Annotated in this window: 23 protein-coding genes and 1 tRNA gene; 14 read left to right on the forward strand and 10 right to left on the reverse strand. The window is 69.1% G+C overall.

Annotation, left to right across the window (positions count from 1 at the left end; genetic code table 11):
- Positions 1-16 precede the first annotated feature (16 nt).
- Positions 17-1,387 carry a cystathionine beta-synthase gene (locus ACRSBM_RS36320; RefSeq protein ID WP_434450789.1) on the reverse strand — a complete coding sequence of 457 codons (1,371 nt, stop codon included), beginning with the start codon at positions 1,385-1,387 and terminating at the stop codon, positions 17-19.
- 116 nt (positions 1,388-1,503) lie between these two features.
- Between ACRSBM_RS36320 and ACRSBM_RS36325 the strand changes: the two genes are divergently transcribed.
- From ACRSBM_RS36325 to ACRSBM_RS36335, 3 genes are all read left to right on the forward strand, one after another.
- Positions 1,504-2,376: an SGNH/GDSL hydrolase family protein gene (locus ACRSBM_RS36325; RefSeq protein WP_434450791.1), complete on the forward strand. Its 873-nt coding sequence runs from the start codon at positions 1,504-1,506 to the stop codon at positions 2,374-2,376.
- A gap of 91 nt (positions 2,377-2,467) precedes the next feature.
- Complete coding sequence (locus ACRSBM_RS36330; protein ID WP_434450792.1) at positions 2,468-3,688, forward strand: acetyl-CoA C-acetyltransferase; 1,221 nt, start codon at positions 2,468-2,470, stop codon at positions 3,686-3,688.
- 158 nt (positions 3,689-3,846) lie between these two features.
- Positions 3,847-4,056 carry a hypothetical protein gene (locus tag ACRSBM_RS36335; RefSeq protein WP_434450794.1) on the forward strand — a complete coding sequence of 70 codons (210 nt, stop codon included), beginning with the start codon at positions 3,847-3,849 and terminating at the stop codon, positions 4,054-4,056.
- A gap of 4 nt (positions 4,057-4,060) precedes the next feature.
- On the opposite strand, the gene ACRSBM_RS36340 is transcribed toward ACRSBM_RS36335, so the two are convergent.
- Complete coding sequence (locus ACRSBM_RS36340) at positions 4,061-4,471, reverse strand: GNAT family N-acetyltransferase (RefSeq protein ID WP_434450796.1); 411 nt, start codon at positions 4,469-4,471, stop codon at positions 4,061-4,063.
- Positions 4,472-4,560: 89 nt separating this feature from the next.
- Positions 4,561-5,364, reverse strand: a complete 804-nt coding sequence (locus ACRSBM_RS36345; RefSeq protein ID WP_434450798.1) for a Bax inhibitor-1/YccA family protein — start codon at positions 5,362-5,364, stop codon at positions 4,561-4,563.
- Between the two features lie 317 nt (positions 5,365-5,681).
- On the opposite strand from ACRSBM_RS36345, the gene ACRSBM_RS36350 reads away from it, so the two are divergent.
- The 3 genes from ACRSBM_RS36350 to ACRSBM_RS36360 all read left to right on the forward strand — a co-directional run bounded on the left by ACRSBM_RS36350 (position 5,682) and on the right by ACRSBM_RS36360 (position 8,971).
- A complete protein-coding gene (locus ACRSBM_RS36350) occupies positions 5,682-7,070 on the forward strand; it encodes an MSCRAMM family protein (protein ID WP_434450800.1) in 1,389 nt (462 codons plus the stop codon).
- Positions 7,055-7,765 (forward strand): class F sortase, encoded by a 711-nt coding sequence (locus ACRSBM_RS36355; RefSeq protein ID WP_434450802.1) that lies wholly within the window; start codon positions 7,055-7,057, stop codon positions 7,763-7,765. The genes ACRSBM_RS36350 and ACRSBM_RS36355 overlap by 16 nt, the downstream gene beginning before the upstream one ends.
- Before the next feature lie 99 nt (positions 7,766-7,864).
- Complete coding sequence (locus ACRSBM_RS36360) at positions 7,865-8,971, forward strand: polysaccharide deacetylase (RefSeq protein ID WP_434450804.1); 1,107 nt, start codon at positions 7,865-7,867, stop codon at positions 8,969-8,971.
- 116 nt (positions 8,972-9,087) lie between these two features.
- Here ACRSBM_RS36360 and ACRSBM_RS36365 read toward each other — a convergent pair whose 3' ends face one another.
- The gene (locus ACRSBM_RS36365) at positions 9,088-10,122 is read right to left on the reverse strand and encodes a PQQ-dependent sugar dehydrogenase (protein ID WP_434450806.1); all 1,035 of its coding nucleotides are present in this window, start codon (positions 10,120-10,122) and stop codon (positions 9,088-9,090) included.
- Between the two features lie 292 nt (positions 10,123-10,414).
- Between ACRSBM_RS36365 and pqqA the strand changes: the two genes are divergently transcribed.
- The 6 genes from pqqA (at position 10,415) to ACRSBM_RS36395 (ending at position 14,703) form a co-directional block, all read left to right on the forward strand.
- Complete coding sequence (gene pqqA, locus ACRSBM_RS36370; protein WP_434450808.1) at positions 10,415-10,537, forward strand: pyrroloquinoline quinone precursor peptide PqqA; 123 nt, start codon at positions 10,415-10,417, stop codon at positions 10,535-10,537.
- A gap of 87 nt (positions 10,538-10,624) precedes the next feature.
- Complete coding sequence (gene pqqC, locus ACRSBM_RS36375) at positions 10,625-11,320, forward strand: pyrroloquinoline-quinone synthase PqqC (protein ID WP_434450810.1); 696 nt, start codon at positions 10,625-10,627, stop codon at positions 11,318-11,320.
- On the forward strand, positions 11,317-11,595 hold the full coding sequence (gene pqqD / locus ACRSBM_RS36380; RefSeq protein WP_434450811.1) for a pyrroloquinoline quinone biosynthesis peptide chaperone PqqD: 279 nt from the start codon (positions 11,317-11,319) through the stop codon (positions 11,593-11,595). The genes pqqC and pqqD overlap by 4 nt, the downstream gene beginning before the upstream one ends.
- On the forward strand, positions 11,588-12,667 hold the full coding sequence (gene pqqE, locus ACRSBM_RS36385) for a pyrroloquinoline quinone biosynthesis protein PqqE (RefSeq protein ID WP_434450813.1): 1,080 nt from the start codon (positions 11,588-11,590) through the stop codon (positions 12,665-12,667). Before pqqD ends, pqqE begins: the two co-directional genes overlap by 8 nt.
- Positions 12,664-13,545 carry a pyrroloquinoline quinone biosynthesis protein PqqB gene (gene pqqB, locus ACRSBM_RS36390; RefSeq protein WP_434450815.1) on the forward strand — a complete coding sequence of 294 codons (882 nt, stop codon included), beginning with the start codon at positions 12,664-12,666 and terminating at the stop codon, positions 13,543-13,545. The genes pqqE and pqqB overlap by 4 nt, the downstream gene beginning before the upstream one ends.
- Before the next feature lie 18 nt (positions 13,546-13,563).
- Positions 13,564-14,703: a PucR family transcriptional regulator gene (locus tag ACRSBM_RS36395; protein WP_434450816.1), complete on the forward strand. Its 1,140-nt coding sequence runs from the start codon at positions 13,564-13,566 to the stop codon at positions 14,701-14,703.
- Here the strand turns inward: ACRSBM_RS36395 and ACRSBM_RS36400 are convergent.
- Positions 14,657-15,499 carry an SGNH/GDSL hydrolase family protein gene (locus ACRSBM_RS36400; RefSeq protein WP_434450818.1) on the reverse strand — a complete coding sequence of 281 codons (843 nt, stop codon included), beginning with the start codon at positions 15,497-15,499 and terminating at the stop codon, positions 14,657-14,659. The genes ACRSBM_RS36395 and ACRSBM_RS36400 overlap by 47 nt on opposite strands.
- 116 nt (positions 15,500-15,615) lie before the next feature.
- On the opposite strand from ACRSBM_RS36400, the gene ACRSBM_RS36405 reads away from it, so the two are divergent.
- Positions 15,616-16,356 (forward strand): inositol monophosphatase family protein, encoded by a 741-nt coding sequence (locus ACRSBM_RS36405; protein ID WP_434450820.1) that lies wholly within the window; start codon positions 15,616-15,618, stop codon positions 16,354-16,356.
- Positions 16,353-17,036 carry an SDR family NAD(P)-dependent oxidoreductase gene (locus ACRSBM_RS36410; RefSeq protein ID WP_434450822.1) on the forward strand — a complete coding sequence of 228 codons (684 nt, stop codon included), beginning with the start codon at positions 16,353-16,355 and terminating at the stop codon, positions 17,034-17,036. Before ACRSBM_RS36405 ends, ACRSBM_RS36410 begins: the two co-directional genes overlap by 4 nt.
- 4 nt (positions 17,037-17,040) lie before the next feature.
- On the opposite strand, the gene ACRSBM_RS36415 is transcribed toward ACRSBM_RS36410, so the two are convergent.
- The 5 genes from ACRSBM_RS36415 to ACRSBM_RS36435 all read right to left on the reverse strand — a co-directional run bounded on the left by ACRSBM_RS36415 (position 17,041) and on the right by ACRSBM_RS36435 (position 21,395).
- Positions 17,041-18,135: an MrcB family domain-containing protein gene (locus tag ACRSBM_RS36415; RefSeq protein WP_434450824.1), complete on the reverse strand. Its 1,095-nt coding sequence runs from the start codon at positions 18,133-18,135 to the stop codon at positions 17,041-17,043.
- A 309-nt stretch (positions 18,136-18,444) separates the two neighbouring features.
- Positions 18,445-18,521, reverse strand: a tRNA-Leu gene (locus tag ACRSBM_RS36420).
- 118 nt (positions 18,522-18,639) lie between these two features.
- Entirely contained in the window at positions 18,640-19,743 is a 1,104-nt protein-coding gene (locus ACRSBM_RS36425; protein ID WP_434450826.1) for an ATP-grasp domain-containing protein, read from the reverse strand.
- Positions 19,740-19,862 (reverse strand): hypothetical protein, encoded by a 123-nt coding sequence (locus tag ACRSBM_RS36430; RefSeq protein WP_256238980.1) that lies wholly within the window; start codon positions 19,860-19,862, stop codon positions 19,740-19,742. Before ACRSBM_RS36430 ends, ACRSBM_RS36425 begins: the two co-directional genes overlap by 4 nt.
- A gap of 207 nt (positions 19,863-20,069) precedes the next feature.
- Entirely contained in the window at positions 20,070-21,395 is a 1,326-nt protein-coding gene (locus tag ACRSBM_RS36435) for an NAD(P)/FAD-dependent oxidoreductase (protein WP_434450828.1), read from the reverse strand.
- Positions 21,396-21,512: the final 117 nt, after the last annotated feature.

Below are 21,512 nucleotides of genomic sequence, written 5' to 3' on the forward strand. Positions count from 1 at the left end.
GCACCCGCCTCTACGCTCAGCGACCAGCCAAGAACCCCAGAATGTCCTGTCGAGTTACGACACCGGCAGGCTTTCCGTCTTCCAGCACGAGCGCGGCGTCGGCGTTCGAGAGCGCGTTCATCGCGATGCCGACCGGCTCACCCGCGCCGAGCGTGGGCAGCGGCGGTGACATGTGCTTGTCCAGGCGGTCCGAGAGCTGCGCCTTGCCGGTGAACAGCGCGTCGAGCAGGTCGCGCTCGTTGACCGCGCCCGCGACCTCGGCGGCCATGATCGGCGGTTCGGCGTTGACGACCGGCATCTGCGAGACGCCGAACTCGCGCAGGATCGCGACGGCGTCACCCACGGTCTCGTTCGGGTGAGCGTGCACCAGGTCGGGGAGCATGCCGCCCTTGCGGCGCAGCACGTCGCTGACGGTCGCGCCGGTCGAGTCCGGCGGGAGGAAGCCGTAGGACGCCATCCAGCGGTCGTTGAAGACCTTGGACAGGTAGCCGCGGCCGCCGTCGGGGAGGATCACGACCACGACCGCGTCCTCGGGCAGGTCCTTCGCGACGCGCAGCGCGGCGGCGGCCGCCATGCCGCAGGAACCGCCGACGAGCAGGCCTTCCTCGCGGGCGAGGCGGCGGGTGACGTCGAACGAGTCCGCGTCCGAGACCTCGACGATCTGGTCGCAGATGGTCTTGTCGTACGCCTCGGGCCAGAAGTCCTCGCCGACGCCCTCGACCAGGTACGGGCGACCGGTGCCGCCCGAGTAGACGGAGCCTTCCGGGTCGGCGCCGATGACCTGCACGGCGCCGTTCGAGGCTTCTTTGAGGAAGCGGCCGGTGCCGGAGATCGTGCCGCCGGTGCCGACGCCCGCGACGAAGTGGGTGATCTTGCCCTCGGTCTGGCGCCAGATCTCGGGGCCGGTCTGGTGGTAGTGGCTCGCCGGGTTCTCCGGGTTCGCGTACTGGTTCGGCTTCCACGCGCCGGGGATCTCGCGGACCAGCCGGTCGGAGACGTTGTAGTACGAGTCCGGGTGCTCGGGCGCGACGGCGGTCGGGCACACCACGACCTCGGCGCCGTAGGCCTTGAGGACGTTGCGCTTGTCCTCGCTGACCTTGTCCGGGCAGACGAAGACGCACTTGTAGCCCTTGCGCTGGGCGACCAGGGCGAGGCCGACGCCGGTGTTGCCGGACGTGGGCTCGACGATCGTGCCGCCGGGCCGCAGCTCACCTGACTTCTCGGCCGCCTCGACCATCCGCAGCGCGATGCGGTCCTTCACGCTGCCGCCGGGGTTCAGGTACTCGACCTTGGCCAGCACCGTGGCCTTGATCCCCGTGGTCAGGGAGTTGAGCTTGACCAGCGGCGTGTTGCCGACCAGATCGACGACGTGTTCGACGTACTCCACCGGTATCTACTCCCCTGCTCCCACTCTCCGAGATAGCGGAACGAAGCGTAGCTCTAGTGGCTGCGGAGGTTGATTCGAACAGCGGTACCGACGATTCGGGGGAAGGGGTGGTGCGGATGATCGGACTGGGAGCGGTGCGGGCGGTGGCGATGACCGCCGCGACCCTCGGAGGCCTCTCGGGCGCGCTGGTCGGACTGCTCACCGAGCAGGGCAGACGTGCCAGGGCGGCCATCGGCGTACTGGAGCACCTCTGGCCCGCGCCGGACGGCGTGTACCTCGACGACGGCGGCGATCCGGTGCGGCTCGCGGTGCTCGGCGACTCGATGGCGGTGGGTGTCGGTGTGACACATCCCTCGCAGATGCCGGGCGTTCTGCTGGCCCAGGCGCTGGCGGAGGAGGCGGGACGGCCGGTGCGGCTCTCGACCTACGCCATCAGCGGGTCGACCACGCGGGACCTGGTGCCGCAGGTCGACGCGGCCGTGCGGGACGCTCCGCAGGTCGCGTTGATCATCATCGGCGCGAACGACGTGACGTCGCGGATGGGAACCGGCGAGTCGGCCCGGCTGCTGGCCGAACAGGTGCGCAAGCTGCGCGCCGTCGGGTGCGGCGTCGTCGTCGGCACGTGTCCCGACCTCGGGATCGTGCGGCCGATCCCGCAGCCGTTGCGGATGGTCGGGCATCGGTACAGCCTGCGCCTGGCCGCGGCCCAGACCGCGGCGGTGCGGCAGGCGGGCGGTGTGCCGGTGTCGCTCGCGAACCTGCTCGCGCCGGAGTTCATGGCGCGGCACGCCGACATGTTCAGCTCCGACCGCTTCCATCCCAGCGCCGCCGGCTACGAGGCGGCGGCGGGTGTGCTGCTGGCGCCGTTGTGCCAGGTGGCGGGGTTGTGGCCGGGCTGGGTGGCCCCCGCGGTCCCGTTGCGTTCGGCGGCGGCTCTGGCGGTGGTGCCGTCGCGGTGGCCGACGTGGCTACAGAAGCGGCACGCGTGAGTTTCGGAATTCTCGTCACTCGCGCTGGCCGGGGTGAGCGGCCGTTAACTAGGCTCGACCGCGACCTTGACTCTCAACGAGGAGTTTCGTGATGCCTGAGGCCGTGATCGTCTCCGCTGCCCGCTCCCCCATCGGCCGTGCCGGCAAGGGTTCGCTGAAGGACGTGCGGCCCGACGACCTGGTGGCGCGGATGATCCGGGCGGCGCTCGACAAGGTGCCGCAGCTCGACCCCGCGCAGATCGACGACCTGATGCTCGGCTGCGGCCTGCCCGGTGGCGAGCAGGGCTTCAACATGGCGCGCGTCGTCTCCGTGTTGCTGGGTTACGACAACCTGCCCGGCACCACCGTCACCCGTTACTGCGCTTCTTCGCTGCAGACCACGCGCATGGCCCTGCACGCCATCAAGGCGGGCGAGGGCGACGTGTTCATCTCGGCCGGCGTCGAGACGGTGTCGCGGTTCGCCAAGGGCAGCTCCGACTCGTGGCCGGACACCCACAACCCGCTGTTCGGCGAGGCCGAGGCACGCACCGCCTCCGTCGCCCAGTCGGGTGCCTCGGAGTGGGTGGACCCGCGTTCGCTCGACGTCGTGCCGGACGTCTACATCCCGATGGGCCAGACCGCGGAGAACCTGGCTCTGCTCAAGGGCGTCTCGCGCCAGGAGATGGACGAGTTCGGCGTCCGCTCGCAGAACCTCGCCGAGAAGGCCATCGCGGACGGCTTCTGGGCCCGCGAGATCACGCCCGTGACGCTGCCCGACGGTTCCGTGGTGTCGGCGGACGACGGCCCGCGCGCCGGCGTCACCTACGAGGCGGTCTCGCAGCTCAAGCCCGTCTTCCGCCCCGACGGCCGCATCAACGCCGGCAACTGCTGCCCGCTCAACGACGGCGCCGCGGCTCTGGTGATCATGTCCGACACCAAGGCGCGCGAGCTCGGCATCACGCCGCTCGCCCGGATCGTGTCGACCGGTGTCTCGGGCCTGTCGCCGGAGATCATGGGCCTCGGCCCGGTCGAGGCCTCGAAGCGCGCACTGGCGCTCGCGGGCCTGTCGGTCTCCGACATCGACCTGGTGGAGATCAACGAGGCGTTCGCCGCCCAGGTGATCCCGTCCTACCAGGACCTCGGCATCGACCTGGACCGGCTGAACGTGAACGGTGGCGCCATCGCCGTCGGTCACCCGTTCGGCATGACCGGCGCGCGCATCACCACGACCCTGATCAACTCGCTGCAGTTCCACGACAAGCAGTTCGGTCTCGAGACGATGTGCGTCGGCGGTGGTCAGGGCATGGCGATGGTCATCGAGCGGCTGAGCTGAGCCTTCAAGATCTGCAAATTGCTGCGTGCAAGTAGCTCTGCTTCACCCGAACGGAGCTACTTGCCTGCGCCCTTTCTGCCGATGAGACAACACGTCGCTCAATGGCGTCATCAGGTGAGGGGGAGTCCGTCCCTGCCGATGAGCAAGGAGGGCCGGACATGCCGTACGTGTGGTGGCAAAGCGAGTACGACCTGCAATGCCACGCCTTCTCCCTCGACCAGGCCAACGACCCGCGCAGCTTCTACGAGGCGGTCTGCGAGCACTCCGTGCCCGACGAACGGGTGTCGCGCGCCCAGGCGGGCGCCCTCTGCACGACCTGCCTGATCAAGGTGGGCACCGAGCTGCCGGACGTGCGCTGGCGGGCCTGAGCCCTCAGCGTCGCCACATCCCGACCGAGGCCGGCGCGCTCTCGGTGAAGCCGTGCCGTTCGTACAGACGCCGGCCCGGCGGATCGGCGAGCAGGCTGACCTGCGCCCCCGGTTCGGCCTCGTAGATCCTCCGCAGCAGCGCGGTCATGATCGCGTCCCCGATGCCCTTGCGCTGGTGGTGCGGCAGTACCGCCATGTCGATGACGACGAAGTACCAGCCGCCGTCCCCGATCACCCGGCCCATGCCCGCGGTCTCGCCCGACTCCACGTGCACGACGTGCGCGCTGGCCCATGCGCCGGGGATGCCGTTCTCGGCCTGTTCGCGGGTTCGTTCGCTCAGGCCGGATTCCTTGCGCAGCCGCAGGTAGTCGTCGACGGACGGCGGCTCCATGACGAGCCGGTACGCGGAGTCCACTCGTTCCCCCAGGTGTCGTGCGATCGGCCGGGCAAAACGCCGGAGGGCGCCTCGCCGCAGCGAAGCGCCCTCCGGAACAGCCCCGGACGTCAGTCCGAGTTGAAGTACGACAGCAGGCGCAGGATCTCGGTGTACAGCCACACCAGGGTGACCGTGAGACCGAACGCGATCTGCCACGCGAACTTGGCCGGCACACCGGCACGGATCGCCTGGTCGGCGGCGTCGAAGTCGATCAGGAAGCTGAACGCCGCGAGGCCGATGCAGACGAGGCTGAAGATGATCGCGAGCGTGCCACCGCTGCGGAGGCCGAGGCCGCCGTCGGTGAAGAAGCTCATGACCAGGTTGAAGAGCATCAGGACGGCGACACCGATGATCGCGCCGGTGATCCACTTGGTGAACTTCGGCGTGACGCGGATAGCGCCGGTCTTGTAGACCACCAACATGCCGAAGAACACGCCGAGCGTGCCGATGATGGCCTGGCCGATGACTACGACGCCCTGACCGGGGGTGCCGGTCCAGCGGTCGATCATCGAGCCGATGATGCCGCTGAACGCGCCGAGGAAGATGCCCTCGACGGCGGCGTAGGCGATGACGAGCGGCGGGCTCGGCATGCGCTTGAAAATGATGACCATCGCGAGCACCAGACCGATGATCGCGGCCGGGAACAGCAGGAACCACGCCTGCATGAGGTAGGTGACGACCGCGGTGGCCGCCACCACTGCCAGCGTCATGCCGGTCTTGGTGACGACGTCGTCGATCGTCATCGGCCGCTCGCTGGTCAGCGGCGGCGGGGCCTGCTGGTAGCCAGCCTCTGGCTGGCCGAAGCCTGCGTAGCCTCCGTAACCGCCGCCTGTCGGCAGGTTACGGAAAGCCGGGTTGCTGCTCGAGCGCACCTGGTCCTCCTGGGGCGTTGCTTTACGCCGTCATGGGTACAACGAGCACACGTGGTGCCGGGTTCCCCGTCGGTAAAGGCGACTTTACCCCTGACGGCGATCACACGTGCGCAAATACTGCGCTAATTCCGGAGCGTAACGAGACTACGGCGTGTCGCGGCGTGTCCTGCCCAAACCGTGTAAGCCCCGTCACATTCCGATCACGTTCACACCCAAATCAGCGACAGACTTCCCCCTCGTGGCGGCTTGTCCCCGGTGTGGGGTACCGACAAGCTCGCACGCGGGAAGACACAGGTCAGAGGGGACAACGATTCACAATGGGCTGGAAACGTCTGGCCGCCGTGGCGATGGTGTCGGGGCTCGCGCTCCTGACCGTCCCCGCGACGGCGACAGCGGTCGGCGTCAAGGGCATCGGCCACAACGCGTCAGGGCTCCAGCCCAACGCCACACCCGGTAGCGAGTGGCACGGGTCATACGTCTGGCAGGAAAAGCACGTGTGGTGCGTGCAGTACGCGCTGCCCGCGCCGGACAGCAACGTCGGTTACAAGGAAGGCGACGCGCTGCGGACCAAGGCGGGCAAGGAGCTCGCCCCGGACGTCGCGGCGAACATCTCCTACCTGCTGCTGCGCTACTCCACGACCAAGTCGCCGGAGGAGGCCGCGGCCCTCGCGCACCTGCTGCACAGCTGGACCTCCGCACCGGACGGAGCGGTCCGCCTCGACACGACCGACCCGAAGTACCTCGCCTACGACGCGCCGTTCTACGCGGCACGGCTGCCCAAGCCCGTCATGGACACCGTCGCGGCCATGAAGGCCGACGCCGAGGCCAACCGCGGCCCGTGGACGCTCAGCGCCACCGCGCCGAAGGAGCCGCTGATCATCGGCGCCGAGTCCACCTGGACCGTCGCGCTGGTCAAGGCCAACGGCAAGGGCGTCACGAACGCGCCGATCGACTTCACGCTGACCGACGCGAAGCTCGCCGACGGCAGCACGAGCGGCAAGGCCACCACGGGCGCCGACGGCGGCCCGGCCGCGATCACGATCGTCCCCACCGGCCCGAAGCCGTCCATCGCGGCCGTCGCCGACTCCCCCGCGGACCGGCCGGTCGTGCACCAGCCGATCCAGACCGAGAACATGCAGCGCATGGTCACCACCGGCGGCGAGAAGAAGCTGAACGCCGCCGCCAACGGCCAGGCCAGGACCGCGCCCGGCGCCGTGAAGATCACGAAGATCGACTCCGAGACCAAGAAGCCGATCGCGGGTGTGGTGCTGCGCGTCACGGCCAAGGACCAGACGACGGCGGCGAAGAAGCAGGACGACACCGACCTGGTCGGCACGGACGGCAAGCCGCTGGTGCTGCAGACCGGTCCCGACGGCACGGTCGAGGTGCCGGACCTGCGCACCCCGCAGGAGATCTGCCTCGTCGAGGTCGCCGCGCCCAAGGGGTACGAGGAGTTCTTCGACCCGAAGGCACCGCCGGCCGCGTGCGGCACGGTCGCGGCCGGGCAGACGCTCGCGCTCGAACTGGTCAACAAGCCGAACAAGCCGGTCGTGCCGAGCACGATCCCGGCCGGTGCCGACGGCCGGACGCCGGTCGCGACCGCGTCGTTCGAGACGCAGCTCCGTCCGGGCCTGATGCTCGCGGTGGGCGGCCTGGTGCTGCTCGGTGCGGCGCTGGCAGGCTTCCTGGTGTGGCGCAGGCAGTGAGTCCCAAGGCGTTCCTGACCGGAGCGCTGGTGGCGGGTGTGGCCGCTGCCGGCGTTCTGGTCACCACGTCCGAGACCGAGGTCGTGCCGGGCCGCGCGATCGCGGACGAGATCCCCGTGGTCGGTCCCGGACCGGTCGCGGACAGCCTCAGCACCGGCCGCGGCGCCGACCTCACCGGGTTGGTCGGCGGCGCGAACACGGCCGGCGCCAAGCCCCCGGCGCAGCAGCCCACCGCGCAGCAGCCCGCGCCGCCCAAGGCCGGTCCGGGTTCCGTGCGGCTGCCCTCGGGCGGTTCGGCGACGTTGGTGCGCAAGGAGGTCAAGGACGGCGTGCTGCCGGTGCCGGACGGCATCGGTGAGGCGACCTGGTGGGGCACCGAGCTCGCGGCCGCCGAGGGTGCGACGGTGCTGGCCGGGCACGTCGACTGGAAGGGCGCGAAGGGCCCGTTCGCGGAGCTGTGGCAGGCGCAGAACGGCCGCGAGGTCGTGATCGCCGACAGCGCCGGCAAGGAGTTCCGGTTCCGCATCAAGCAGATCGAGACGGTCCGCAAGGAGGAGCTGCCTGCGCGTGCCGTCGAGTTCTTCGGACCGCGCGGCCCGCACCGGTTGGTGCTGGTCACCTGTGGTGGCACGTGGATCGGCGGGCAGCAGGGGTACGAGGCCAACCGAGTGGTGATCGCCGAACCCGTTGGGTGACGAAGCAACCCGTTCGGGTGACCAGTCGTCTCCTAAGGTGTGAAACGGTGGGGATGGTTGTCCACGGGCCTGGCTCTGGCGCTTGTTCTGGTGGTCGTGATGACCCTGGGGACGGACAAGGACCAAGCCAGTCAGGCGGAAGCCGGTCCCTTGCCGATGGCACCCCGCCTGCCCGCGCCCAAGGACACGGGACCGACGCCGACAGTGCCCGCGCCCACCCCCGAACAGCTGCGGAAGCAACCGTGGATGCACAAGCTCGCGCCCGGTGAGAAGCCGCCGCAGTTCGTGCTCTTCTCCTTCGACGGCGCGGTGTCGAAGAAGCACTGGGACAAGATCCTGCCGATCGCGAAGGCCAAGAACGCGCGCGTCACGGGCCTGCTGTCGGGCGTGTACATGCTGTCGGACCAGGACAAGAACCTGTACCAGCCGCCCGCGGGCCACAAGCGCGGCACGTCCGACATCTCGTTCGGCAACTCCCGGGAGGAGGTCGCGGCCCGCATCGGCTACCTGAACCAGGTGATCGCCGACGGCCACGAGATCGGCACGCACTACAACGGTCACTTCTGCGACGGTGGCACGCAGCCGTCGGTCGGCAAGTGGGACAACGCGGCGTGGAACGCGGAGCTCGACCAGTTCAAGCAGATCCTGGACAGGTCGCGCGCCGCCGGGCTGAACCTGCCCACCGACGCCGTCCGGGGTGGACGGACGCCCTGTCTGGAAGGCAGGTGGGACCAGGCTTTTCCCGCGATGGCCGCGCACGGACTGGTCTACGACACCAGCAAGGTCGCCCTCGGCGTGCAGTGGCCCACCGTCGAGAACGGCGTGTACGAGTTCCCGATGCCCGAGGTGCGGGTTCCCGCGCTGGGCAAGCAGGTCGTCATGATGGACTACAACCTCTGGTACGCGCTCAACGGCGCGAAGGAGGAACCACACCGCGCGCCCGAGTTCAGCGGGATCGTCTTCGACACGTACAAGTCGGTGCACCAGGCCGCGTTCTACGGCAACCGCGCGCCGATCGTCGTCGGCAACCACTTCAACGAGTGGAACGGTTCGGCGTTCTACAACGCGCTGGAGCAGTTCCTCGGCGACGTGTGCGACGAGCCGGAAACGGTGTGCGCCACCTACACCGAGGTGATCCAGTGGATGCAGCTGCAGGACCCGGCGGTGCTGGACCAGCTCCGCCGGATGCCCGCGGCCCGCAACTGATGACCCACCAACCGTCCCCCATCCGTGTTTCCTGACGGCACGCGGGGACCCCGCGTACCGTCACGAGGTACGCGGGGTCCCCGCGTGCCGTCTGGGGAGCACTCGATCGGGTGGTGTCAGCCGTCGGTCGAGATGATCCGGTCGTCGTTCGCGGTCGGCCGGCCGTTCGCGTCCTGGTTGGACGTGCCCAGCCACAACGTGCCGTCCGGCGCCGGAGCCACCGCGCGCACGCGGCCGTAGCTCGTGAACATCGCCTGCGGGGTGCCGAGCGAGGTGCCGTTCACCGGGATCTTCCAGACGCGCCGGCCGGTGACCGCGCCGACATAGAGAGCGTTCTTGTACAAGGCGATTCCGGTCGGACCGGCCTGGCTGGTGGACCACGTGACGACCGGGTTGGTCATGCCGGGGGTGCTGCAGTTGCCTTCACACGTCGGCCAGCCGTAGTTCTTGCCCGCCTCGATCCGGTTGATCTCGTCGGTCCTGTTGTTGCCGAACTCCGTGGCGTACGCGGTGTTGCCGACCCAGGTGATGCCCTGGACGTTGCGGTGGCCGATCGAGTAGACGACGCTGCCGGCGCGGGGGTTGCCCGCGGCGGGCCTGCCCTCGGTGTCGAAGCGGAGGACCTTGCCGCCCAGCGAGCTCCAGTTCTGGGCGGTGCCGGTGTTCTGGCCGTCGCCCGTGGTGGCCCACAGGAAGCCGTCCGGACCCCATTCGAGGCCGCCGCCGTTGTGGTAGCGGTTCTTGGGGATTCCGGTCACGATCGGCTGCGGCGTGCCGCCGAGCTGTAGCTTGGCGACGCGGTTGTCGCTCGCCGTCGAGTAGTAGACGAAGACCGAGTTGTCGGTCGCGAAGGTCTTCGACACGGCGAGGCCGAGCAGTCCGCCCTCACCGCCGGTCGTCTGGGCCTGCTCCACGGTGTCGAGCTCGGTCACGGTCGTACCCTGGAGCTTCTTGATCTTGCGGGTGTCCCGCTCGGTGAAGATCCCGCTGCCGTCGGGCAGGAACTCGATGTCCCACGGGATGTCGAGCTTCGTGGCGAGGGTTCGTTCGGCCAGTGCCGAGGGGTCGTCCTGAGCCGACGCGGGCATGACGCAGAGGGTTGCGACCGTGGCGGCGCAGGTTGCCGCGGCTGCGATACGACGAGCACGCATGTGCTCTCCTTCGGGTCCGCTCGTGAGTGGTCTGCGGCAGCGGAGGGTGTTTACCCAATCACAGTTCGAATAAACAGGCAAAGGTCATCCGATGTGTTGAATCGACGACGTCGAATCGATAGCCAAGGCATCCGCCGAACGGGTCGCTCATCCGATGACTTTGGGTAACTTTCTGTACGGTCTGGACCTTGACAGCCCGAAGGACCTACCGTGTGGGTCGCCGCCGCGCCCCCACGGAAAGCGCTTGCACGCCCACTTCGGGCGCGCAGGCCGGACACCGAGGAGTTGCGCCATGAACGTTGCCGTCCCCGCTACCGAGCAGAAGCTGCCCGAGGTCAGGCGCGAGTGGGTCAAGCCCGACTTCCGCGACTTCGAGACGCCGATGGAGGTCACCGCCTACGCGGCGCGCAGCTGACGCCGGCCTCGCGCCGGGGTTCCCGTCTGCCGGCGGGAACCCCGGCCCCGCGCGCGTCTTTCCCGGTCGACCGAGGAGTTCTCGCCCATGACTGCCGTTCCCCCTGCGGAGTTCGTCGCCGAACTGCGCGCCCTCGCACCCCGGTACTGGGACAGCCACCCGTTCCACCTGCGCATGCACGCCGGTCAGCTGAGCAAGCACGAGCTGCAGGCGTGGGCCGCGAACCGCTGGTACTACCAGCGTTGCATCGCGCAGAAGGACGCCGCGATCCTCTCCAACTGCCCGTCGCCGGAGATCCGCCGCCAGTGGCGCGAGCGGATCATCTGGCACGACGGCACCCGGCCCGGCGAGGGCGGTGCGGAGAACTGGATCCGCCTCGCGGAAGCCGTGGGGCTGACCCGGGAAGAGGTGCTCGACGAACGGCACGTGCTGCCCGGCACCCGGTTCGCCGTCGACGCCTATGTGAACTTCGCGCGCACCAAGCCGTGGGTCGAGGCCATCGCCTCCGGGCTCACCGAGATGTTCTCGGGTGCGTTGATGCGCAAGCGGTTGGCGGCGCTGCGGGAGCAGTACCCGTGGATCGCCGAGGAGGGCTTCGCCTACTTCACGAACCGCATCGAGGCGGTCGCCGGTGAGGGACAGGCCACTGTGGACATCGTGGTCGCGCATTCGCGGACGCGAGAACAACAACTGGCGGCGGTGGCGGCACTGTCGTTCAAGTGCGACGTGCTCCGCGCCGTGCTGGACGCCGTCGACTACTACTCGGGCAAGGGCAAGCCGTGACGCCCGTCGTCGCGCTGGACGCCGTGCCCCGGATCCGGCGCGGGGTGAAGTGCACGTACGACCAGGTCCGGTCCGCGCACGTCGTCCTGTTCCCCGAGGGTGTGCTGGTGCTGAACGAGACCGCGGCTTCCGTCGTCTCGCTGTGCGACGGCGCGCGATCGGTCGGCGACATCGCCCTCGCCCTGGCCGGCACCTACGACGGGGTCGAGCCCGCCGACGTGGCCGAGCTGGTGGCCCGCCTGGTCGAGCGGAGGGTGGTGGACGTCGATGGCTGAGGCGCCCTTCGGCCTGCTGGCCGAGCTGACGCACCGGTGCCCGTTGCAGTGCGGCTACTGCTCGAACCCCCTGGAACTGGTGCGCCGCGACGCCGAGCTGCCGACCGAGGACTGGCGGCGCGTCTTCGACCAGGCTCGATCGCTGGGGTGCCTGCAGATCCACCTGTCCGGCGGGGAACCGTTGCTGCGCCCGGACCTGCCCGAGCTGGTGACGCACGCGAACAGCCTCGGCTGCTACGTCAACCTCGTCACCTCCGGAGTCGGCCTGTCCCGGGAACGGTTGCGGGAGCTGGCTTCTTGCGGCGTCGACCACGTGCAGCTGTCGTTGCAGGACGCGACCCGTGCGGGCAACGACCGGATCGCGGGCATCAAGGCGTTCGACCGGAAGGTGCAGGCCGCGGCTTTCGTCCGTGAGGAAGGCCTGCCGCTGACCGTCAACACCGTGCTGCACCGGCAGAATCTCGACAACATCGCCGGAATCATCGCGATGGCCGAGGAGATGGACGCCGAGCGCCTGGAGCTCGCCAACACCCAGTACTACGGCTGGGCGCTGCGCAACCGGGCCGTGCTCCTGCCCACCCGCGCGCAGCTCGCCCACGCCGACCCGATCGTGGCCGCGGCGCAGGACCGTCTGCGGGGCCAGATGGAGATCGTCTACGTCATCGCGGACTACCACGAGGCCCATCCCAAGCCGTGCATGTACGGGTGGGGCGCCCGGCAGCTCACGGTGGCACCGAACGGCGACGTACTGCCCTGTCCCGCCGCCACGGTGATCTCGTCGCTGGAGATCGAGAACGTCCGTGACGCCTCGTTGCACGACATCTGGCGCGACTCGCCGTCGTTCAACGCCTTCCGCGGGTACGAGTGGATGCGAGATCCCTGCCGTTCGTGCCCGCGCAAGGAGATCGACTTCGGTGGGTGCCGCTGCCAGGCGTTCCAGCTGACCGGTGACGCCGCGGCCACCGATCCGGTGTGCTCGCTGTCGCCCGCACGGTCCACTGTGGACCTGATCCTGGCGACCGAGATGACGCCCGCCGAGGTCCCCGCGATGGCCATGAGGAAGATGCGGTGAAGGCGGTTCTCCTCGGCACGACGGCAGGCGGCGGCTTCCCGCAATGGAACTGCGCGTGCGCGTTGTGCGTGCGCGCTCGTTCGGGCGAGTTGCCGTCGCGGTCGCAGGACTGCCTGGCGATCAGCGGTGACGGCACCGGTTGGTGGCTGGTCAACGCGTCCCCGGACATCCGCACGCAGATCGCTTCGTGTTCATTGTTGAACCCTGGTCCAGGAGCGCGCGACACCCCGTTGCGCGGCGCCCTGTTCACCGACGCGGAGCTCGACCACACGCTCGGGCTGCTGACGTTGCGCGGCGGCGCGGGCCTGACGGTATGGGCGCCGGGAACGGTCCTGCACGCGTTGAAGGACCAGTTCGACCTGCGTTCGGTGATCGGCGGCTACGCACCCGTGGCGTGGCGCCAGGTGGAGCCGGACCAGTCGTTCGAGATCGACGGCCTGCGCGTGTCGGCGATCCCGATCAGCGGCAAGCGCCCGAAGTACGCCCGCACATCCACTGTGGACGGACATTGGGTGGTGGCCTACCGGTTCGAGGATGTGCGGACGGGCGGCGTGCTCGTCTACGCGCCCTGCCTCGCGTCGTGGCCCGACGGCTTCGACGAGGTGGTGTCCTCGGCCGACTGCCTGCTGATCGACGGTACGTTCTACGCGGCCTTCGAGATGGGGTCGGCGACGGGCAGCTCGTCCGGTCAGGCGGCGATGGGCCACCTGCCGATCACGGCGAGCCTGCCGGAGCTGCGCCGGTTTCCTGCCGTGCGGCGGATCTACACGCACCTCAACAACACCAACCCCGTGCTCGACCCGTCGTCCCCGGAGTCGGCGGAGCTGCGCGCGGCCGGCATCGAGGTTCCGTTGGACGGCACGGTGATCGAGGTGTAGATAGGCGAGAATCGGCGGATGTCCTTTGTGATCGGCGGACGTCCGCTGGCCTCGCGGCTCGTCGACGAGCTGCCGTCGTTCGTGCGGCGGGTGCTCGCGGAGATCACCGAGCGGGTGCCGGAGTACCAGCAGCTGCCCGGCGAGGAGCTGGCCGGCGACATCTCCCGCGTGATCGAGCAGACGCTGCGCTCGTTCGCCGACGTCCTGCACACCGGCACCCTGCCGACCGGCGAGGAGCTGCGGTTCCTGCGCGAGTCGGCGGCGCGCCGGGCCGAGGAGGGCGTGCCGATCAACGTGGTGCTGACCGCGTACCACGTCGGCATCCAGGTCGTCTGGGAGGCGCTGGTACCCGAGGCGAGGCCCGAGGAGGTCGGGCAGGTGCTGGAGCTCAACGCGCTGGCCATGCGCTACCTGCAGGTGGTGACGCCGGCGGTGAGCGCTGGATACCTCGACGAGCGGCAGACGATGTTCGACGACGAGCGGTCCGCGCGGCACACGCTGCTGACGTCGCTGCTCGACGGCACCCAGGAGGCGGGCCCGTTCGTGGTGCTGGCGCTGCACGTGCCGCCACATCCGGACGAGCTGACGCCCGGTGTCGACGCCTCGGTGGCGGGCCGCCGCAAGCTGCGGCGGCTGCGGACCGAACTGGAGCGCCACAGCCGCGAACCGGTGCTGTCGTCGCTCACGTCCGAGGGCGGAATCGCCCTGCTGCCCGGCGAGGAGCTGCCGTTGGAGCGGATCGTGGCGGACGTGACGCGCGCGGCCGGGGTGCCGTTGACGGTGGCGGCGGTCGCGGCCCTACCCTCCGAGGTCGCGGCCGCCGCCGTGCTGGCCCGTGAAGTCCTGGCCGTCGCGTCGGGCCCCGGCCTGTACCGGCTCACCGACGTGCTGCTGGAGTACCAGCTGTCCCGGCCGAGCGCGGCTCTGGCGCCGTTGGCCTCGATCGTCGCGCCGCTGTCGGACGAGCTGGTGCAGACCCTGGAGGTCTACCTCCGGCGCGGGTCACGGCGTCCGGCCGCGACCGAACTGCACGTGCACCCGAACACGGTGGACTACCGGCTGCGGCGGGTCGCGGAGCTGACCGGACTGGACCCGACGCGGATCGAGCACGTCACGCTGCTGACGGCTGCCCTTGCCGCACGGCGTGCGCGACCGTAGCGCCGAAGGCCGCCATGCCCGCCGCGTTCGGGTGCAACGGCGCCGCGGCCGTCGTCGGGATCAGGCCCTCCAGGTACCGGTCGGCGGGCCGGGCGCACGTGTCGTGGCCGACGCTGACCGCCGCGAGGTCCACATAGGTCGCACCGCGCTTCTCCGCCTCCGCCCTGGCCGTGGCGCTGATCAGGTTCACCGACCCCTGCAGGTAGTCCGCGTCGCGCGCCCAGATCGGCTGGACCGGGTAGCAGCCGCCGGGCCGCAGGTAGGTGCCGTAGCCGGTGACCACGATCTTGGCTTGGGGCGCGCGGCGCTTGACCTCGTCGAGCGCGGCACCGAACTCCGGCGCCCACGCCGCGATGGCCGCGGCGACCTGGTCGCCACCTGCCGTGAGCCGCGTCTCGCAGGACAGCCCGATGGGTTCCGGGAGCAGGTTGATGCAGCCCAACGCCGTCTGCACCAGGCCGACGTCGTTGCCACCGATCGTGATCGACACGAGGTCGGTGGTCGGCTTGAGCGCGTCGTACTGCGGCGCGACGAACCCGAACTGACGCCCCGCGAAGTCCTCGGTCTTCGCCCCGGAACAGGTGACGTCCGTAAGCCGCGCCCCGAGGATCTTCGCCGCGACCTGCGGGTAGTTCCGGTCGCTGCGCAGGCACCACAGCGCGGGGTCCTGGCCCGGGATCAACGGCCCGGCCGCCGCCGAGTCGCCCAGTGCCACGTAGTCGAGGGTGTCCGCTTGCGCGCTACTCGTTCCGGCGACCAATATCGCCACGACTGCCAACCCGGCCACGATTCGCATCCAGAACCTCCAACGTCCTTGTCAGGTCCGCTCATCGTGGTGGTTCAGGTCACTTGCGCGGGTGGGACGTTGCCCAGAGTCATCCGGCCGGGTTTGTGACCGATCACAATGGCCTCGTGGCTCCTGGGGAACTCCTCGCGCTGGCCGCGCAGTCCTGTGTGGACGCCGCCAAGCTGCTGCACGACGTCCGCGTCGACGTGTCGCCGAAGGGCACGTTCGACCAGGTCAGCACCGCCGACCTGGAGGTGGAGGCGTTCCTGCGCACCGCGCTGGTGGCCGGCGCTCCCGGTTCGGCGGTGGTCGGGGAGGAACTGGGAAGCGCTTCAGCGCCGGTCACCTGGTTCGTCGACCCGATCGACGGCACGCGCAACTTCGTCCGCGGCATCCCGTTGTCATGCATCTCGGTGGCGGCGGCGGTGGACGGCGAACTGGTCGCGGGCTGCGTGCTGGACCCGTTCCGCGACGAGCTCTTCACCGCGGCCGTCGGCGTGCCTTTTGCTGTTCAGTCGTCCGGCCTGGTGATCCCGCCGGGGGTGAGCCCGCGGCCGCTCGTGCTGACCGACATCCCGTTGCCCGGCAGCCCGTACAGCGGCGAGCTGGAGCTGCTCGGCGAGTTGCTGTCGCTGGCCGATGTCCGGCGCATCTACTCGACAGCCCTGTCCCTGGCCTGGGTGGCGGCCGGACGGGCGGACGCGGCGGCGAACATCGGCGTGTTCCCGTGGGACGTGGCGGCGGGCGCCGTGCTGGTCCGCGCGGCCGGCGGGCAGTTCGTCCCTATCAGTTCGGACGCGTTCGTCGCCGGCCGTGGTGAGATCGTCGACTGGCTTCGTGGACGACTGGAGGGCATCGTCTCGTGATCGATCTCAGCGGCAAGGTCGTCCTGGTCACCGGAACCGGCGGCACCATCGGCAACGGCATCGCCCTCCGCTTCACCGCCGCGGGCGCTGCGGTCGTCCGCCACCGGGGTCGCGAGGACGGCGACCTGCGTACGGACGCCTCACGTGTGGTCGCCGAGGCTTTTGATCAACACGGCCGGCTGGACGCGGTCGTGAACAACGCCGGCGTGCAGCCCGTGGACCCGTTGCCGGACATGACGTCCGAGCAGTGGCAGTCCGTTGTGGACACGAACCTCCTCGGCCCGTTCGCCGTCACCCAGGCCGCCGTCCGGTACCTGCCGGTCGGCGGCTCGGTCACGCACATCGCGTCGATCGAGGGGTCACATCCAGCGCCGGGCCACGCCCACTACGCCGCGTCCAAGGCCGGTCTCATCATGCACGCGCGTGCGGCGGCGCTGGAGTACGGGCCGCGCGGCATCCGCGTCAACACGGTCTCGCCTGGGCTGGTCGAGCGGCCTGGCATCTCCGAGCAGTGGCCGGAGGGCGTTGCGCGGTGGCAGGCTTCGGCGCCGTTGGAGCGGCTTGGGACGCCGACGGACATCGGTAACGCTTGTGTGTTCCTGGCTTCGGAGCTGGCTTCGTGGATCACGGGGCACGATCTCGTGGTGGACGGGGGCGTGACGGCCCGCCCGACCTGGTAGCCGGTCATTCCGCGACGAGATACCGGAAGGTCACCGGAGTCAGGTTGGGCTCCACGACCCGCCACGGGTGGATCGCCAGCAGTTCGCCGCCCGAGGCCGAGGGTGGCGTGACCGAATGGTCGAGCACGATGCGGCTGACGATCAGCAGCATGTTGTTCGGGTACTCACGCCGGTGCAGGTCGACCTCGTTCTTCGTCAGGATGATCTCGGACTTGTCCGTCCACACCGTTGTGGTGCCTTTGACCTCGACGTACAGGCGGTCTCCACCGCGTCGAGCATCGAGGTCGTAGGACTGGGTGGCGCCGACGTCCTCGACCGCGAACCCCTGCTCGGTCAGGTACTGCGTCGCCACGGCGACGGCCTGACGTTCGATCGCGATGCGTTCCGCCGAGCTGAGGCGAAGCCCCTGCCCTCGCCGCGCCTTCCCCGCTGACCGTTCGGCCTCGACGACCGCGTCGGCGACCTCGGGAGCCAACTCGCCAGGCGCGTCGTCCACCAGTTGGTAAAGCTCGCTGAGGACGGAAATAAGGAAGCTCAGGTCTCCAGCGAGCACCTCGTCGGAAGGCACCTCGTCCAACGAATACTCGAACGCCACGACGTTCCCGGCCTCGTACGGCAGTCCCAGCTTCGACCTGCGTGCTTTGAGCTCGATCGAGTCGACCAGGTCCGGCCGCGCGCTCAACCGTGCCGCCAGCGCGTCTCGCGCCCACGCTGCTTCCCGGCGGAGCTCCGGGTGCGGGCGAGAGCGAAACTCGCCGTTCTGCCACACAGTCGTGCCCTGCATCAACGACAGGTAGACGCGATCGCCCTGAGCCCTGAACAGATAGACGACGTACCAGCCTTTGGTCGCGGATGGCGAGCGGCTGAGCGAATGCACGCGCACCCACGGAATCACGGCTTTGAGCCCCGTGCCGTCGCTCGCCTCCACCGCCCAGTCGTCGATCTCAACCGACGCCGCACGCTCCAGCGCGGGCAACTGCTCCCGCAACCAGCCCGCCACGTCGTGCCGGATCAGCCGACCACGCTCCTGCATCTCGGGTGTGTTGTCGGCGGTCCACTTGGGCTGGAGCAGCAGGACGTCACGCAGAAGCTCACGCATGGGACGGGCCACCACCCTCACGACGGCTCAGAGCCGACCGTTGACACGACCAGTAATCACAAGATCGCATGTAGCCCACTCAGGTGTTACCCGTCGGGGTGGCACTTGCCCGCACGTCGTGACACAGAGCGGCGTTGACCTTCGCAGAGCAGTGACGGAGGTCTCTTGATCGCAGGCTTCGCGCGGGCGCGGGACTTGGGCACCACGGCGGCACCGACAGTGGCGACAAGCCGTGCATCACCGGGAGTTACAAGATCATCCCTTGAAGGGTCGCGCCTGGTCAGGCGATGGTCCGTATGAGGTGAACAGTGGTGCCCCCGACGGGATTCGAACCCGTACTGTGATCCTTTTAAGGGACCTGCCTCTACCGATTGGGCTACGGGGGCGCGGTGAGCCTAGGCCTTGATCGTCGGCTTGTGTGAGCGGATGGTCGTTTCTCGCCCGAGCGGCCCAGCGAATTGGACTAGAGCGAGCATCGGGCTAAGCGTCGAACGGTCCCGAACATCAGCGTGCCCTCCCCGCTCCGAGCAGCTCCTTGAACCGCAGCGCCACCCAGTCGTGCACGGCCGCGGAGACCGCGTTGTCGCCCGCGCGGTGTTCGAACCAGCGCCAGTCGCAGTTCACGTTGATCTCCAGGAACACGTGTTCGGAGGCTGTCACGAGCAGGTCGAACGCCGCTACCTGGACTCGCCAGTGCCGTGCCAGTGCCAGCAGCCTGTCCGTGAGGGACGCCGGGACCGAGGTGGGCGTGACGCGGACCGCGTCGGGGTCGACCCAGAGTTGGGCCGGGTCCAGCTTGTCGACCTGGTAGGCGATGCACTGCTCGCCCACCACGAACACGCGCAGTTCCGTCTCGGACGGGACGTACTCCTGGACGATCACGGGTGCCGGTTCGGGGGTGTCGGAGGCTCGTGAGGTTTCCAGGGGGCGGGGGAAGAGGCCGTGCTGCACGCCGGGGCGCGGTTCGAGCAGGTGGCGGCCCGCGGTCTTGACGATGCAGCGGCCGCCGCCGGGGCGGGTGCGGCCTGGGCGGGTCGTTACGGCCGTGCGCGGTACACGGAGTCCGAACGCGCTTGCGTCGGAAAGCTGCGTCAGGCGGTCCAGGTGCGTCGAGAAGCGCGACGGGTTCACGTGGGCCCAGTCGGAGCGTGAGGACAGCCAGTTGGCCACTGAGGCCCATTGGTCGACGGCATAGGCGCCGGCCAGGGTTCCCGGTTCGACGGGGACGGCGGAGAGTTCGAAATGGCGGCGCCAGACCAGCAGGGGGCGCAGCAGCCAGCGGTCGAGCTCGATCAACGGCTGGTCGGTGTAGACCGAGAGCGGCAGATCGACGCAGCGGTCGGCGTCGATGCGGGCCATGCGGATGCCGCGTTCGGCCAGTGCGATGGAGAGCTCGTTCATCTCCATGTCGGCGGCGCGGGCCAGGACGAGCACGCAGGGTTGCGGGTTGCCGTCGCCCTCGTCGACCATGCCGAGGCGGTGGACCTGTTCCTGGAAGTCCAGGCATTTGGGCGGAGAGCGGAAGAGGTACTCCTGGCCCTGGAGCAGCAGAGGCCTGGCAGCCTCGGACGGGGCACCTGGCACCCGTCCGTCAGCCGACCTGCTCAATCGTCCTTCTTGCTGCGGAAAACCTGCCCCGCCTGCGCGTACTCTGCGGCGTACTGCGCCAACGCGGGGTCCTCGATCTCACCACGACGAAGCTGTGCGGCCAGCTCCTCGAGAGACATCGGGATCACCTCTCTCCCACACGGCGAATCACGCATTCAGGTGATGCACCAGCGGTAGTCTCTGGTTCACGTAACGCAATGTCAAGGCAGCCCCTGGAGCTTACTCCGATTGGGCGCTCAAGTTCCGCCTGTAGACCACAACAGTGCCCCGAACGAGGAGATAGTCCGGGGCACCACGTCACTCACAGGGAGTGACCGAAAGGCTGATCAGCTCTGGACGGCGCGGTCGAAGTCCGACTTCGGGTCGTTGATCTGACCGAGCGCCACGATCTCGCGGCCGTAGAACAGCGCCTGCGTCCAGTCCATCAGCACGCGCAGCTTGCGGTTCACGGTCGGCATGAACATCACGTGGTAGCTGCGGTGCATGAACCACGCCGGCACGCCCTTGAAGCGCAGGCCGAACACGTCCGCGACGCCCTTGTACAGGCCGAGGCCGGCGACCGAGCCGAGGTACTTGTGGAAGTAGTCCTTCGGCTTCTGGCCGCGCAGCGACGCGACGATGTTCTTCGCGAGCAGCTTCGACTGGCGGATGGCGTGCTGCGCGTTCGGCACGCACGTCGCCGTCGGGTCCTCCTCGGTGCGCGAGAGGTCCGGCACCGCGGAGCAGTCACCGGCGGCCCACACACCTTCGAGGCCCTGGACCTGCATGGCGGCGGTGCACCGGACGCGGCCGCGCTCGTCGAGCGGGAGGTCCGTGTTGCGCAGCACCGGGTTCGCCTTCATGCCGGCGGTCCAGATGATCGTGTCGGAGTCGAACTCGGTGCCGTCGTCGAGGATGACGTGGCCACCCTCGAGCGACTTCACGCGGGTGTCGAGGTAGATCTTCATGCCGCGCTTCTCCAGCGCCTCGACGGTCCACGCGCCGAGCTTGGCGGAGACCTCGGGCATGATCCGCCCGGCGGCCTCGACCAGGACCCAGTTCATCTCTTCGGGCTTGATGCCCTCGTAGTACCGAAGCGCATACCGCGTCATGTCCTCGAGCTCGGCGAGCGTCTCGATGCCCGCGAAGCCGCCACCGATCACGACGAAGCTGAGCAGCTTCTTGCGCAGGTCCGCGTTGTTCGTGCTCGCGGCCTGGTCCAGGCGCGACAGCACGTGGTTGCGGACGTAGATCGCCTCGCCGATCGTCTTCATGCCGATGCCGACCTCGGCCAGGCCGGGGATCGGGAGCGTGCGTGAGATCGCACCCAGCGCGGAGACGAGCACGTCGTACTCGATCTCCTCGACGTGGCCGTCCGACAGCTCGGCGGTCACGATCTTGCGCGCGTGCTCGATCTTGGTGACGCGGCCCGTGACGACGTGGCAGCGCTTGAGCACCTTGCGCAGTGGAGCGACGACGTGGCGCGGCTCGATCGAGCCGGCCGCCGCCTCAGGCAGGAAGGGCTGGTAGGTCATGTGCGGCTGCGGGTCGATCACCGTGACGGAGGCCTCGCCGGAGCGCAGTTTCTTCTGCAGTCCGAGAGCCGTGTACATCCCGACGTACCCACCACCGACAATGACGATCCGCGTGGGGTTCGACTTCACAGCAGCCATACACACATGGTCGCACCAGGACCCACTTTTTCGCGCGTCCGAAGGGGCCGTTGTGACTACCGTCGCCCGGTGACGCCGACCACGATCGCGACTGACCTGCGGCTCGAGCCGCGTTCG

The organism is Lentzea xerophila, from assembly GCF_051094245.1.
In the GTDB taxonomy this organism is placed as follows: domain Bacteria; phylum Actinomycetota; class Actinomycetes; order Mycobacteriales; family Pseudonocardiaceae; genus Lentzea; species Lentzea xerophila.

Bases quoted from the DNA above. Each gene is read 5' to 3' on its own strand.
- ACRSBM_RS36365 (WP_434450806.1), bottom strand. From the start codon at position 10,122: ATGCGTGCTCGTCGTATCGCAGCCGCGGCAACCTGCGCCGCCACGGTC.
- ACRSBM_RS36430 (WP_256238980.1), bottom strand. From the start codon at position 19,862: ATGTCTCTCGAGGAGCTGGCCGCACAGCTTCGTCGTGGTGAGATCGAG.
- ACRSBM_RS36435 (WP_434450828.1), bottom strand. From the start codon at position 21,395: ATGGCTGCTGTGAAGTCGAACCCCACGCGGATCGTCATTGTCGGTGGT.
- pqqC (WP_434450810.1), top strand. From the start codon at position 10,625: ATGACTGCCGTTCCCCCTGCGGAGTTCGTCGCCGAACTGCGCGCCCTC.
- ACRSBM_RS36415 (WP_434450824.1), bottom strand. From the start codon at position 18,135: ATGCGTGAGCTTCTGCGTGACGTCCTGCTGCTCCAGCCCAAGTGGACC.
- pqqE (WP_434450813.1), top strand. From the start codon at position 11,588: ATGGCTGAGGCGCCCTTCGGCCTGCTGGCCGAGCTGACGCACCGGTGC.
- ACRSBM_RS36335 (WP_434450794.1), top strand. From the start codon at position 3,847: ATGCCGTACGTGTGGTGGCAAAGCGAGTACGACCTGCAATGCCACGCC.
- pqqA (WP_434450808.1), top strand. From the start codon at position 10,415: ATGAACGTTGCCGTCCCCGCTACCGAGCAGAAGCTGCCCGAGGTCAGG.
- ACRSBM_RS36330 (WP_434450792.1), top strand. From the start codon at position 2,468: ATGCCTGAGGCCGTGATCGTCTCCGCTGCCCGCTCCCCCATCGGCCGT.
- ACRSBM_RS36360 (WP_434450804.1), top strand. From the start codon at position 7,865: ATGACCCTGGGGACGGACAAGGACCAAGCCAGTCAGGCGGAAGCCGGT.
- ACRSBM_RS36400 (WP_434450818.1), bottom strand. From the start codon at position 15,499: ATGCGAATCGTGGCCGGGTTGGCAGTCGTGGCGATATTGGTCGCCGGA.
- ACRSBM_RS36395 (WP_434450816.1), top strand. From the start codon at position 13,564: ATGTCCTTTGTGATCGGCGGACGTCCGCTGGCCTCGCGGCTCGTCGAC.
- ACRSBM_RS36350 (WP_434450800.1), top strand. From the start codon at position 5,682: ATGGGCTGGAAACGTCTGGCCGCCGTGGCGATGGTGTCGGGGCTCGCG.
- ACRSBM_RS36325 (WP_434450791.1), top strand. From the start codon at position 1,504: ATGATCGGACTGGGAGCGGTGCGGGCGGTGGCGATGACCGCCGCGACC.